This window comes from Streptomyces sp. NPDC002669 (genome assembly GCF_042889165.1).
In the GTDB taxonomy this organism is placed as follows: domain Bacteria; phylum Actinomycetota; class Actinomycetes; order Streptomycetales; family Streptomycetaceae; genus Streptomyces.
The window spans coordinates 33,044-46,198 of the sequence record NZ_JBIAQQ010000034.1; the positions used below are offsets into that span (position 1 = coordinate 33,044).

Sequence of the window (13,155 nt, forward strand, 5' to 3'; positions counted from 1 at the left end):
CCTCTGTGGATCCCTCTTGAGCTACGGCGGTACGGTCGTACGGCGGCGTCAGCCCGATGCGGCGATCATGAGCTGGCCGAGGGCGATCCCGCCGTCGTTCGGGGGGAGCAGACGCGGTCGCAGGACGGTGAAGCCTTGCTCGGTCAGGCCGCGTTGCGTCGCCTCCAGCAGTACGGCGTTCTGGAAGACGCCACCGCCCAGTGCCACGGTGCCGAGGCCGGTGCGCGTGCGACAGAGGTCTGCAAGGCGGGCGGCCAGAGTGGCGACGGCGGCGTGGAAACGTGCGGCGATCAGCCCGGTCGGAAGGCCGTCCCGTACGTCGGACACCACGGCCCGCACGACCGGACCCGGATCCGCGACGGCGGGTTCCTCCCTCTTACCGGGCCGGATCCCGAAGCGATAGCCGCCCTCCGGTGCTGCGGAGCCGGTTGCCGCGGTACGGGCCAGCCCTTCCAATTCCATGGCCGCTTCCGCCTCATACGCCACCACGTGCCGGACGTCGGCCAGGGACGCGACCGCGTCGAAGAGCCGGCCCATGCCCGACGTGGGAACGCAGCCGAATCCGGTTGCGAACTGATGGGCCAGCACGTCGCGTTCGGCGGGCGGGCAGGCACGGACCGCGGGCATGTCGTCGTCCCAGGGGACGCCGGCCGCGTGCAGATGTGCGAGGGCCATCCGGTACGGCCGCAGCACACTCGCATCGCCCCCGGCCAGCGGTACGCAACCCAGGTGTGCGGCCCTGCTGAACGACGCGTAGCCGGCCACCAGGACTTCGCCACCCCAGGCCGTCCCGTCGGCACCGTGGCCGGTGCCGTCGAAGGCGATACCGATCACACGCTCGGCCGCGCCCAGGCCGTTCTCCGCCATCACGGACGCGATGTGCGCGTGGTGGTGCTGCACGGTGCGGACCGGCCGCCCGGCCGCGTGGGCACGAGCCCAGTGGCCGGAGTGGTAGCCGGGGTGGCGGTCGGCCACCAGCAGGGTGGGCGCCACCCCGGTGAGGTCCTCCAGGTGCTTCTCGGTACGGGTCAGGGCATCGACCGTGGACAGGTCGTCCATGTCGCCGATGTGTTGGCTCAGCCAGGCGTAGCGGCCCCCGGCCAGCGCACAGGTGTTCTTCAGATCGGCGCCCACGGCGAGCGTCGGGGGCACGTCGAAGGGCAGCGCGAGCGGCAGTGGGGCGTATCCGCGCGAGCGGCGCAGCGGCAGCTCGGCACCGGCGACCCAGCGGCTGACCGAGTCGTCGCACGGCACATGGATGCGCCGGTTGTGCCGTAGCCAGGCATCGACCAGCGGGGCCAGAACCGTCAGCGCGTCGCCGTCGTCGGTGACAATCGGCTCGCCCGACAGATTGGCCGACGTCATCACGAGCGCGTCCGGGCCCGGCGGGTCGTCACCGATCCCGAAGAGCAGGACGTGCAACGGGGTGTAAGGCAGCAGCAGTCCGAGGTGGGGGCTGCCGGGCGCCACGGCGTCGGAGACGCCCGTCCCGGGCCGGGCAGCGTGACGGGGGAGGAGGACGATCGGCCGGCGTCCACCACTCAGCAGATCCTCCTCGTCCGCCGTGAGAGTCACCAGCTCACGCGCGACGTCGAGGCCCGGCACCATTACCGCGAACGGTTTACCACCGCGCTGCTTGCGCCGGCGCAGCTCCACCACGGCCGCGTCGTTGCGAGCGTCGCACACCAGGTGGTAGCCGCCGAGGCCCTTGACCGCGATGATCCCGCCCTCGGCGAGAAGCTTCCGCGCGGTCCGCAGCGCGTCCGCGTCCTGCGACGGGAGCACGCCCTCCTTGCCCACGAGTTCGAGCCGCGGTCCGCAGTCTGGACAGGCGATCGGCTGGGCGTGGAAGCGCCGGTCGTGGGGGTCCTCGTACTCCGCCCGGCAGGCCCCGCACATTTCGAAGTCCGCCATGGTGGTGGCGGCGCGGTCGTACGGAAGACCGGTGACGATCGTGAACCGGGGGCCGCAGTGCGTGCACGTGATGAACGGGTGACGGTAGCGCCGGTTCGACGGGTCGCTCAGCTCCTCCAGGCAGTCACCGCAGGTGGCGATGTCGGGCGAGACCAGTGTCCTGGCCCGGTCGGACGCGCTGGACCGCTCGATGGTGAAATCAGTACCGCCGCGGGTCGGCTGTTCGCTCGTACGCACGTCCTCGACGACCGCGAGCGGTGGGGCATCTGCGCGGAGACGGCGGCCGAACTCCTCCACGGCCTCGGCCGTTCCCTCGACCTCGGCGAGCACCCCGTCGCCGGTGTTCGCAACCGAACCCGTGAGCAGCAGTTCCGAGGCGGTGGTATAGACGAAGGGCCGGAAGCCCACTCCCTGCACGACTCCGTGCACCTCGAATCTGCGCCGGATCCGCTGCTCCCGACCGCGGCCCATCATCTCCAGTCCCGACAAGGCCTCCCGGGCCTTCGCCCGGTCGATGAGCTCGACGGCGAAGCCCATATGGAGAAGCACCCAGTCGTCGCGACCGGGTGCCTCGTCGAGCATGCCGATGTTGACGCGGCGTCTGGCGCCCTCCACGTCCACCAGAGCCAGCTGGCCCGCATACCCGTCCAGGATCTCCACGACGCGGCCAGGAATGCCTAGGCACATGATCAGGATCTCCGGGGGTCGGTGCTTTTCACGGACGCGGTCGGTACGGTCGGCACGAGCTGTCGGACCAGGGTGTGCACTGCCTGCATTGCCTCGGGCACCACGCCGGCGACGGCTTCGCTGAGCCCGATGCCCTCCTCGACTCCGGCGGGTGTGCAACCGACGAGGTGGGTGAGCGGAAGCGTACCGCCCAATTGATCCAGATTTGCCAGGACAGCAACCGGATTCATCCCGTGGCCGTCGAATTCACCCGAACCGAGGTCCTCCACACCGATGCGGAGCACCGTCACCTCCCCGGGGGCGCCGCCCCCCGGGTACGCGTCGACCAGAACCAGCGCGTCGTACCCGTCGAGCAGGTCGTACGCGAGATGCATGCCGCGGATGCCGTAGTCCACCAGCCGGACCTGCGGGGGCATCCCGCCGTCGAGGGCCAGTCGACGCACCACCTCCGGGCCGAAGCCGTCGTCGCCGAGAAACAGATTGCCGATGCCCGCGACCAGCACCCGGCCGGCCGTGTCGGGTTCCTTCGTCATCCTCGGCTCAGCCGTCCCCGGACTGGAGGTCGGGCGATTCAGGGTCCTGGGCCTTCTTCGGCTGAACGGAGGTGTCGGACCGTTCGTCCGAGGTGCCCGAGGGCCGGTCGGCCGGGCCGCCCGAGGGCCGGTTCGAGCCGGTGTCGCGGGACCCCTTCGGGCCCCGTTCCTCCTGGGGCTCCTCCTCGACGCCGTTCTTCTTCTCCGGTGTGTCCGGCATGGGTGCTCCTCACTCACTTCACTCGGATCGGGATTCACATCGAACGGATGCGCAGGTAGCGGCGGATGTCGGGGATCGACCTGATCCCGACCGCCACGGCGACGAGCGCCACGGCCGCGGCCGCTCCGGTGGTGATGATGCCCAGGGTCTTCACGATCGTTTCTCCTCTCGGTGCTGTGCCGTCTCCTCGACACTCAGGGGTGTCAGTTCTTCGGGCGCGAAGTAGAAGTAGCGGCCGTACCAGTCGTGCAAGTCCGAGGCGGGGTCGTCGACGAGGACCAGGGCGATGTGCGTACCACCGTCCACGTCCGAGAGAACCGCGGTCACCCGGGCCACCTGGCCGGCGAAGAACAGATCCTGCGCGTCTGCCCGCCGGGAGGGGTGGACGCGGACCAGGCTGCCCCTGGCCACCCGGACCCCGCCGATCACGACAGCGTCGCTCCCGGGCCGGACCGAGGCGTCGGCCGCCGGGTCCCACCAGGGGGCGCCCGCGGTGTCGAAGGCGGCGGGCTCCACATCCCGGACGTCGGCCGCCGGGCTCACAGGAGCCTCGGGCGACGGCGGATGCGGGTCGCGCAGCAGGCCGTGCAGTTGCTGGAGACCGGCGGGCGACATGCCGTCGCACCGGTCGATGATCTCCCGGGCCCGGGGGTCGGTGGCCCTGGCCTCCGCCTTCTCCTCCTCCGTCATGGTCATCACACGGAGGGTCAGGATCTCGTCGATCTCGGTCGAGTCGAACAGGGCGCCGGGGCTCTGCTCGGCGACCTCCGGGTAGTCGTACAGGATGATCGGCGCACCGAGCAGGGTGTCCGTCGTCCCCTTCGGTCCGGCCAGCACGGGCCAGCACCTGCGCTGCCGGCAACGGCCGGCGGCCGCCGCAGCCCCGGCGGGCGGTTCGAGCAGCGAGACGAACTCGGCGTCGTGCGCCCGCAGCAGCAGATGCGCGCCGATCAGCGAGGACCGGATCGCGGCGTCCTTGGTATCCACGGGCTCCGGATGCTCGTTGCGCACCGACACGGAGAGGCGCACGTATCCGTCGTCGGCGACGGCCTGCGTGCGGACCCGGACCCTCAGCGGCAGCCGCCGTCGAACGATCCGGCCCACCACCACGCCCCGCGAGTCGGTCACCGGCTCGGTGTCCTCGCCACCCGGGACCTCGTGGACGGCGTCTGCCACCTCCCCCAACGGCAGGGCGGTCAGGATGACTTCACGCTCGACGGCCTCGTCCCAGGACATCACCGGCACCCCGTCGACGATGAGCTCCCCGACCGGTACGTCCACGCCGTCCTCGCCCGTGCCGCACACCTCGCGGACCTGGAGCTGGAGGAAGCGTAGATGCACGGTGACGGCCGCCGGCCCGTCGTGCGGTGCCAGCAGGCACTGCGTCTCCATCTCCGGCTCCTCGCCGAAACTCGCCGCCGTGGCGTGCGGCGGACCGAGGACCCCGAACTGCCAGCGCGACCGGTTCTTGTGCGAGCTCGCCCGGTACGGGTACAGGAGGTACCCCTCGTACAGGACGGCGTCGGCGATCGAGCGCACCTGGTCAAGACTCACAGGACCGCCTCGTCGTGCTCGGCCAGGAGGGCCTGGACCGTCTCGTCCCAGCTGATCAGCCCGTGCCGGGCCCGGAAGTCCGCGAAGCGCGCCAGCACGTCGTGGTCCAGCCGGATCCAACCGGAGTTCGGGTAGTGCGCCGCCACCATGCCTCGCCACACCTCGACCGGCATCGGGTGCCGGGCCTCACAGTCCCACGGCACCTGCTCGACCCCGAAGCCCTTGCTGCCGCGGGTGAAGACCGTGCCGGAGAACATCAGGGTGAGGGGCACCGAACCCTCGCCCAGGGCGTGCAGATAGCGGGAACCGACCACGTCGAAGTCGTAGGTGCAGGGCAGGGCGAGATCGACCTCGGTCGCTCCGCTGAATCCCTGCACGGTGGTGTCGCAGCTCATCCACCGGAACGGCTTCAGGGTGTCCCTCCAGCGGTCCCGGCCGCCGAACAGCGCCACCAGGCCGCTCTGTTCGGCCTCGTCGTAGTGGCGCCGCTGCGGCTCGATACGGATCTGGCAGTGCAGCGCGATGGCGTGGATCCGTCGGCCCGTCCGTTCCTCGATCCGCAGCCGCGCGGTCAGCTGCGGAGCGGCCGCGTACGGATCGGGGACGATGTCGAGCACAGAGAACGCGAAGTCGTTCACGGCGCCCCGACCCCCGCGGCGGGCCGACTGCGGTCCGCCACTCGCGCGAAGAAGCCGTCCATCACGGCACGGACCTCGGAGCCACCGTCGAACCCGCGCCACAGCGAACGCAGTTGTCCCACCAGCTCGTAGCAGGCGTCGATCGGCACCAGATGGCACGAACCGTCGCTCTCTGCCGTACGCCGGATCAGCAGCGCCTCCACATCCGGACGGAGCATGGCGAGCTCCGGGCTCGACTCGACGACGGCCGCCCAGGCGTCCAGCGGCAGTTCCGACTCGGTGGCCCCGGCGGGCCCGGGGTAGAACGCGACCATCCGGTCCTGGACGGAGTTGTGGAACAGGAAGGCGAGCCCCACGGGAATCTGCAACTCGTCCCAGGCGCGCCCGTCCACGGTCAGCCCGGCGAAGTGCAGATAGCGGTCGGGGACCGCCCGGTAGCGCAGCTCCGCGTTCTCGTCGGTGAACAGCAGATAGCAGGCCCGGCAGCCGCACATCAGGGCGCGGCTGTCGAGGTTCACGACATGGGGGTGGCTCTCGCCGATCGGTTCCGCGCACATCTCGCAGCGCTCGACGGCGGGCGGCCGCGGCCGGTTGCGTCTGAGCCGCAGCAGGGTGGAGACCGGTGAGGCGGAACGGCCGGCGGCGGTCACGGCGCCACCGCCGCGGGGACCGACACCGAGACCGCGGCACCGTCCGACAGCAGGGGCAGCGGCGCCAGATGCCCGCCGCCCTCGTCGAGGCAGACCCCGGCCCGTCGCACGTCGTAGTGCGCATGGCAGCCGATGCAGCGCAGGACCGCATCACCGGAGCCCCCGCCCAGCCGCCGTGCCAGTGTGGCGCCGTCGAACGGCCGCTCGCAGCGTGCGCACCGGTCCTCGAAGGCGAAGAGATCCGTACCCACGCGGCACGCCACCACCGGCATCCTGCCGACGGCGACCCGCGCCACTGCGCCGGCCTCCAGCCCGGACAGCTCCGGCACGACCTCCCACGACGCGCCGTCGTCGCCGGCCGACTCGGACTCCGCGTACAGCCGGGCGAACAGCGAGTCCACCGGTACCACCGGCCCCGCCGCCCCGGCGTTCTCGCTGGCCGTGGTCTCGACCTCGATCGAGGTGATCTCCGGCGCCGCCGCCTCCACAGCACCCTGCACGGCCAGCCTGAGAGTGACCGAGGACGACGGGCAGCCGTCACAACTGCCCAGCAGTCTCAACCGGACGGTTCCCTCGTCGGTGACGGCGAGCAACTCCACATCACCGCCGTGCGACCCCAGATACGGTCGTACGCTCTCCAGTGCCTGCTCGACCCGGGTCTCCACGCCGTATGGATGCAGCCCGTGCACCAGCAGGACGCCGGCCACCAGTTCGTCGCCGGCCAGGGCGGCCAGGACATCGTCGTCCAGCCGCCCCTGTTCGTGCACGAGGTTGAGCAGTCGTTCCAGCCCGGCACCGTAGAAGTCGGTGACGAGCCGGACCAGTTCCTCGCTGCGCTCGCGGGCGACGGCGCCGCCCGAGCCGCTGGCGGCGATCAGGGCGTCGATGCGTTCACCGGTCGTCCGCCAGTCGGGCGTGGCCCTGGACTCCTCCCGCGCCATCACTCACTGCCCGCGGACTGGGTGGGGGAGTGCAGGAGTTCCAGCTTCTTGCCCTCGCCGAGATACATGTGCACACCGCAGGGCAGACAGGGGTCGAAGCTGCGCACCGTGCGCATGATGTCGATGCCCTTGAAGCTCTCCCGGTCGTTCTCCTCGAAGATCGGCTGGCCCTGCACGGCGTCCTCATAGGGGCCGGGCGTGCCGTACGTGTCACGGGGGCTCGCGTTCCACGGAGTCGGCGGGTACGGGTGGTAGTTGGCGATCTTGCCGTCCCGGATCACCATGTGGTGCGAGAGGACACCGCGGACCGCCTCGCTGAACCCGCAGCCCACGCCTTCCTCGGGCACCTCGAACTTCTCCCAGGTCTTGGTGTTCCCGGAGCGGATCTCCACGAGCGCCTTCTCCGCGAAGTGCAGCGCACAGGCGGCCGCGTAGGCCTGGAAGTAGCTGCGCGCCCGGTTGCGCTCGATGGTGTTGCTCCACTTCGGGACGTGCCACTCCAGCTCCACCGGCCCCTTGAGAGCGGTCTTGGGGAGGTTGATCTTGACGCTGTGGCCGGTGGCCTGGACGTAGCCGATGTCGACCAGACCGGCCAGCGCGGTGGTCCACAGCCGCGCGAGCGGCCCTCCGCCCGTGTCGAGCGCCAGGTAGTCCTTGCCGTCGAACCACCGCGGTGACATCACCCAGCTGTACTTGTCGCCCAGATCCCGCTTCTGCGGCTGCGGGTTGGTGTGCTGGTTCCAGGGGTGGCGCCGGTCCACCGGATTGCCGAGGGGGTCGTGGGAAACAAAGGTCTCCTGCTCGTCCCAGTCGTTGTAGTACGACGAACCGAGCAGGATCCGGATGCCGAGGTTGATCTTCACCAGGTCGGTGGTGACCAGCTTCCCGTCGATGACGACACCGGGGGTGACGTACATCTTCCGGCCCCAGCCGGTCATGTCCTTGTACTCGAAGTTGCAGTGCTCCGGGTCCTGGAAGGAGCCCCAGCAGCCCAGCAGGATGCGCCGGTTGCCGACTTGTTCGTACCCCGGCAGGGCTTCGTAGAAGAAGTCGAAGAGATCGTCGTGCATCGGCACGACCTTCTTCATGAACTCGACGTACCGCTGGAGGCGGGTGATGTAGTCCGTCATCAGCTGGATGGTCGCCACAGTGCCGACCCCGCCGGGATAGAGCGTGGAGGGGTGGACGTGCCGGCCCTCCATCAGGCAGAACATCTCCCGGGTCATCCGGCTGACCTGGAGCGCTTCACGATAGAACTCGCCGGTGAACGGGTTCAGCGATCGCATGATGTCGCCGATCGTCCTGTATCCGTGCGCGTCGGCGTGCGGGGAGGGAGTGCGGTTGGCCTGTTCCAGCACCCCGGGATTGGTCTCCGCGACCATCTTCTCGCAGTAGTCGACCCCGACCAGGTTCTCCTGGAAGATGTTGTGGTCGAACATGTACTCTGCGGCCTCGCCGAGATTCACGATCCATTCGCCGAGGTGCGGCGGCTTCACCCCGTACGCCATGTTCTGCGTGTAACAGGAACATGTGGCGTGGTTGTCACCGCAGATTCCGCAGATGCGACTCGTGATGAAGTGCGCGTCCCGCGGGTCCTTTCCCTTCATGAAGACCGAATAGCCCCGGAAGATTGAGCTGGTGCTGTGGCACTCGGCGACCACCTTCTGCTTGAAGTCGATCTTCGTGTAGATACCCAGACTGCCGACGATCCGGGTAATGGGGTCCCACGCCATCTCGACCAGGTCGTTCTTGCCCTGGCCGCCTCCGGCACCTTTGTGCTGCGTCGCGGTCATTGGCCGCCTCTTCTTTCTGTCCATTGCGGTGGTGTACGTGCTCGCTCACCAGGTGCGTGTGGCGCCGGTCGTGAGTTTCCCGCCGGGCTTACGCCATTTCGGTTCGCGGTCCAGGGTGTGGGTGGTGAGGTGGCGCAGCCGCCGCATCGTCGCCCCGTACGGCCCGACCGCGTTGGTCGAGAGCTTTCCTCCGGGGGGCTCGTCCATGAACGGCATGAACTTGTCCGGGAAGCCGGGCATGGTGCAGCCGATGCAGATGCCGCCGACGTTGGGACAGCCGCCGATGCCGTTCATCCAGCCGCGCTTGGGCACATTGCACTTGACCGCGGGACCCCAGCAGCCCAGCTTGACGATGCACTTCGGCGAGCCGTACTCCGTCGCGAAGTCGGCCTGCTCGTAGTACCCGGCCCGGTCACAGCCCTCGTGGACCGTCGACCCGAACAGCCACGTCGGCCGCAGCGCGTCGTCGAGCGGGATCATCGGGGCCTGGTCGGTGGCCATGTAGAGCAGGTAGGTGAGCGTCTCCGAGAGGTTGTCCGGCTGGATCGGGCACCCGGGGACGCACACGATCGGGATGCCGGCTTTGGACTTCCAGTCCCAGCCCAGGTAGTCGGGAACCCCCATTGCACCGGTCGGGTTGCCCGCCATGGCGTGGATGCCGCCGTACGTCGCACAGGTGCCGGCCGCGACGACCGCGGTCGCCTTCGGAGCCAGCCGGTCGAGCCACTCGCTGGTCGTCATGGGCTGGCCCGTGGCGGGATCGTTGCCGAACCCGCACCAGTAACCTTCGTCGTGCAACCGCTCGTTCGGAATGGAGCCCTCGACCACAAGAACAAACGGTTCAAGTTCTCCGCGATCGGCTTTGAAGAACCATTCGAGAAAATCGTCGGCGCCGCCGTTCGGACCGCATTCGAAATCGATGAGCGGCCAGTGGACAGCGACCTGCGGAAGTCCCGGCAGGGCGCCGAGCGCGATTTCCTCGATGCTCGGCTGCGTGGCGGCGGTCAGGGAGACGGAATCGCCGTCGCAGCTCAGGCCTGCGTTGATCCACAGCACATGGATCAGTGTGTCCTCCGCCTTTACCGCTTCTTCTGTCGGCATGGCAGTGCCGCCTTTCAGAATGACGGCCTACCGGCCATCGGCCCCCACAGGTGGGTATGCGCACATTGCTACCATCACGCCTCGATTCGCGGACACCGGCAACAGGGGAATTCGCCGTCCCGCCGCGTCACCGGGGCCCGAATGACGGCATACGGTGGGCCGCTCGGGTGGTCCGGGCGGGGGACCGGTCCTGTCGGGCGGTGCCACGGTCCTTCCGTGGCCCTACGGTCGGAGCCACCCGCGGAAGGTCGAGGCACCGGTGCACGAGCTGGCCATCACACAGAGCGTCGTCGATTCGGTGTGCGAACGCGCCGGGGGGCGTTCGGTCCGGTCGGTCCGCGTCCGCGTCGGCGTGCTCACGGCCGTGGTGCCCGACTCGATGCGGTTCTGCTTCGGCCTGGTTACGGAGGGAACGGCCGCTGAGGGCGCGCAGTTGGAGATCGACCAGCCGCCCGGCGCCGGCCGCTGCCGCACCTGTACCGTCGAATTCACCTTGACCGACCTGATTCTGCTGTGTCCCTGCGGCAGCGCGGATGTGGAGATCACATCGGGACGGGAACTGCAGATCGTTTCCATGGAAGTGGGCTGAACCATGTGCGGTACCTGCGGCTGTGCCGAGGAGGCCGGTGGGACCAGGATCGTGATGCTGCGGGAGGATGGTGCACCGGAGCACGGTCATCCGCATCCGGACCCGCACCCTCATCCGCACGAGCGTCGTCAGCCGAGTGGAGCCGGTGAGACCGTCACCATCGAGCAGAAGGTACTCGCCAAGAACGACCTGCTCGCGGAGCGCAACCGGACCTGGATGACCGACCGTGGCGTGGTGGCCGTGAACATGATGAGCTCGCCGGGCGCAGGCAAGACAACCCTGCTGGAACGCGCCGTCACCGACCTCGGCGGCCGTCGGCCGGTGGCCGTCATCGAGGGCGATCAGGAGACGAGACTCGACGCCGACCGGATCAGGCGTACGGGCTGCGCCGTGGTGCAGGTGAACACAGGGGCGGGGTGCCACCTCGACGCGGAGATGATGTGGGATGCCCTCACGGCGCTGTCCCCGGCCGAGGGGTCGCTACTCATGGTGGAGAACGTCGGAAACCTGGTGTGCCCCGCCCTGTTCGACCTCGGGGAGCGCAGCAAGGTCGTGATCATCTCGGTCACCGAGGGCACGGACAAGCCGCTGAAGTACCCGTACATGTTCGCCGCTGCCGACCTGATCCTGATCAACAAGTCCGATCTGCTGTCCCATGTCGACTTCGACGTCGAGCAGTGCGCGCAGCACGCGCGCTCGGTGAACCCGGACGTGCGCGTGCTGACGGTCTCCGCGACCACCGGTGAGGGGCTGGCGCACTGGTACGACTGGCTGGCGGAGCAGCGGTAGCCGCTCCGCCGCCGCACCGTCGTCAGTCCCGGGGGACCAGGGGGTGCGGGACCGCGGCGCCGGACGCGGGACGCTCCTTGCGGACGAAAGCCCGGCGCAGCCCGTGGTACGGGTGGTGAGGGTCCGCGAAGATGCGATGCATGCGGACAAGTTCGGCCTCCCTGTACGGGGCCAGGTCGACCCGGTCCCGCTCCTCCTTCTTCGCGTGGATCCGGGACTGCGTCGCGGGCAGGGCTGCCAGGCGGGTTGCCAGGGCGCCGACTTCCGAGTCGAACCACTGGGGGGCGCACGGGATCACCCTGTCGATCAGCCCGAGCCGGTGCGCCGCGGCGGAACTGACCGGCAGAGCGTCCCGCATGAGCCGGTCGGCCGCTGCCGCCCCCACCCGTCGCGGCAGCGTGTACGTCCAGTACTCCGATCCGTACAGCCCCATCAGGCGGTAGTGCGGATTGAGTACCGCGCCCGCCCTGCACCACACCTCGTCGGCGGCGAGGGCCAGCATCACCCCGCCCGCTGCGGCGTTCCCGGCCAGGGCGGCGACGACGAGCCGGTCCGTGGTCGTCAGCACCGCCTCCACCAGGTCGTCCATGGCGTTGATGTTGGCCCAGGACTCGGCGCCGGGATCGGCCGCTGCCTCGATCACGTTGAGGTGGATGCCGTTGGAGAAGAAGTCCCGGCCGCCACCGACGACCAGCACCGAGGTGGGCCGGGAGCAGGCGAACCGGTAGGCGCACAGCAGGCGTCGGCACTGCTCCGTGCTCATGGCGCCGCTGCGGAAGGAGAACGACAGGAAGCCGGTCCCGGCCCCCTCCCGGTAGCCGATCTCGGACCAGGTGTCGTCGTCCCCGGTCCGGTGCAGCGGAGCCGGCCGCTCGGGCACGGCGGACAGTCGCCCGGACAGCGCCGTGGTGGCGGGGAGCTTGAAGGTGGCCGGGCCGCCCGGCGTCCGCCGTGGCCGCAGCTCGGGGATCCACACCGCGCCATCGGTGGTCGCCCGACAGATCGCGCCGTTCCGGGTGGCCACCACATCCCCCGGACGCCCACCCAGCCGGGACTCGGGACACCCGCCGTGCAGGAACCACTCGCCGCCCAGCAACTCGTCGAGCACACCGGGCTGGGAGTCCGCCGCCCTGAGTTTGCGGACCACCGTCGCGGTGGAGTCCGACCGCCAGTCGATGCGGCGCAGCGACTGGCGGAACAGGGGGCGGCAGCCGCCGCCGGAGGCCTGCGGCACCGGGGTGTACGTCCCCGACGCGAAGCGTCCGACCGCCAGAAGCACCGCCTCCACGGCGGCGTCCGAAATCTCGTTGCGGTACAGGTCGCTCTTGCCCACCGGGGGCAACGGACAGGTCACGGACGCCCAGACGTCACCCGCGTCCATCTCCGCGTTCGCCTGAAGCACGGTGACGCCCCAGCGGTCCGCTCCCTCATGGACGGCCCAGTCCAGGGAGGAAGGCCCGCGGTCGCCGACCGGCCCCGGATGGACGACGAGACAGGTGTGGACCGACCAGATGTCTCTCGGGATCGCGGACTTCAGGTACGGCGCCACAATAAGGGCCGGGCGCTCCCGGCGGACGGCTTCCCGGACCGGGCCTTCCTCGTGCGCGAGTTGCACGGCAACGGAGTGCCCGTGGTCCCTCAACTCGGCCTGGACACGTTGGGTGAGGCTGTTGAAAGCGCTTGCGACAAGCAGGATGTGCATGGCGATCTCCCAGGGGCTTGCAGTCCGTCCTGATCGAGCGTGGG

General features: G+C 69.6%; 13 protein-coding genes. 2 read left to right on the forward strand and 11 right to left on the reverse strand.

Translation table 11 applies throughout. The annotated features are described in order from the left end of the window. Window positions 1–48 precede the first annotated feature (48 nt). Genes hypF through ACFYW1_RS34245 form a run of 10 tightly spaced genes read right to left on the reverse strand, consistent with a single transcriptional unit; the run spans window position 49 to window position 10,031 of the window. Complete coding sequence (gene hypF, locus ACFYW1_RS34200; protein WP_389002278.1) at window positions 49–2,601, reverse strand: carbamoyltransferase HypF; 2,553 nt, start codon at window positions 2,599–2,601, stop codon at window positions 49–51. Between the two features lie 2 nt (window positions 2,602–2,603). Next, window positions 2,604–3,134, reverse strand: a complete 531-nt coding sequence (locus ACFYW1_RS34205) for a hydrogenase maturation protease (RefSeq protein WP_389002281.1) — start codon at window positions 3,132–3,134, stop codon at window positions 2,604–2,606. Between the two features lie 7 nt (window positions 3,135–3,141). After that, entirely contained in the window at window positions 3,142–3,354 is a 213-nt protein-coding gene (locus ACFYW1_RS34210) for a hypothetical protein (protein WP_389002284.1), read from the reverse strand. A gap of 34 nt (window positions 3,355–3,388) precedes the next feature. Continuing rightward, window positions 3,389–3,508, reverse strand: coding sequence for a DUF6893 family small protein (locus ACFYW1_RS34215; protein WP_376299118.1), 120 nt, complete (start codon window positions 3,506–3,508; stop codon window positions 3,389–3,391). After that, the gene (locus ACFYW1_RS34220; protein WP_389002288.1) at window positions 3,505–4,908 is read right to left on the reverse strand and encodes a hypothetical protein; all 1,404 of its coding nucleotides are present in this window, start codon (window positions 4,906–4,908) and stop codon (window positions 3,505–3,507) included. Before ACFYW1_RS34220 ends, ACFYW1_RS34215 begins: the two co-directional genes overlap by 4 nt. Then, window positions 4,905–5,546 (reverse strand): DUF6084 family protein, encoded by a 642-nt coding sequence (locus ACFYW1_RS34225; protein ID WP_389002290.1) that lies wholly within the window; start codon window positions 5,544–5,546, stop codon window positions 4,905–4,907. Before ACFYW1_RS34225 ends, ACFYW1_RS34220 begins: the two co-directional genes overlap by 4 nt. After that, window positions 5,543–6,196, reverse strand: a complete 654-nt coding sequence (locus ACFYW1_RS34230) for a DUF5947 family protein (protein ID WP_389002293.1) — start codon at window positions 6,194–6,196, stop codon at window positions 5,543–5,545. The genes ACFYW1_RS34225 and ACFYW1_RS34230 overlap by 4 nt, the downstream gene beginning before the upstream one ends. Continuing rightward, window positions 6,193–7,137 carry a NifU family protein gene (locus ACFYW1_RS34235; RefSeq protein WP_389002296.1) on the reverse strand — a complete coding sequence of 315 codons (945 nt, stop codon included), beginning with the start codon at window positions 7,135–7,137 and terminating at the stop codon, window positions 6,193–6,195. Before ACFYW1_RS34235 ends, ACFYW1_RS34230 begins: the two co-directional genes overlap by 4 nt. Beyond that, the gene (locus ACFYW1_RS34240; RefSeq protein ID WP_389002299.1) at window positions 7,137–8,930 is read right to left on the reverse strand and encodes a nickel-dependent hydrogenase large subunit; all 1,794 of its coding nucleotides are present in this window, start codon (window positions 8,928–8,930) and stop codon (window positions 7,137–7,139) included. Before ACFYW1_RS34240 ends, ACFYW1_RS34235 begins: the two co-directional genes overlap by 1 nt. A 45-nt stretch (window positions 8,931–8,975) precedes the next feature. Next, window positions 8,976–10,031: a hydrogenase expression protein HypE gene (locus ACFYW1_RS34245; RefSeq protein ID WP_389002302.1), complete on the reverse strand. Its 1,056-nt coding sequence runs from the start codon at window positions 10,029–10,031 to the stop codon at window positions 8,976–8,978. Between the two features lie 259 nt (window positions 10,032–10,290). Between ACFYW1_RS34245 and ACFYW1_RS34250 the strand changes: the two genes are divergently transcribed. Both ACFYW1_RS34250 and hypB read left to right on the forward strand, forming a co-directional pair. After that, window positions 10,291–10,620 (forward strand): hydrogenase maturation nickel metallochaperone HypA, encoded by a 330-nt coding sequence (locus ACFYW1_RS34250; RefSeq protein WP_389002305.1) that lies wholly within the window; start codon window positions 10,291–10,293, stop codon window positions 10,618–10,620. Window positions 10,621–10,623: 3 nt separating this feature from the next. Beyond that, the gene (gene hypB, locus ACFYW1_RS34255) at window positions 10,624–11,409 is read left to right on the forward strand and encodes a hydrogenase nickel incorporation protein HypB (RefSeq protein ID WP_389002308.1); all 786 of its coding nucleotides are present in this window, start codon (window positions 10,624–10,626) and stop codon (window positions 11,407–11,409) included. A 22-nt stretch (window positions 11,410–11,431) separates the two neighbouring features. On the opposite strand, the gene ACFYW1_RS34260 is transcribed toward hypB, so the two are convergent. Beyond that, window positions 11,432–13,111, reverse strand: a complete 1,680-nt coding sequence (locus ACFYW1_RS34260; protein ID WP_389002311.1) for a hydrogenase maturation protein — start codon at window positions 13,109–13,111, stop codon at window positions 11,432–11,434. Window positions 13,112–13,155 lie beyond the last annotated feature (44 nt).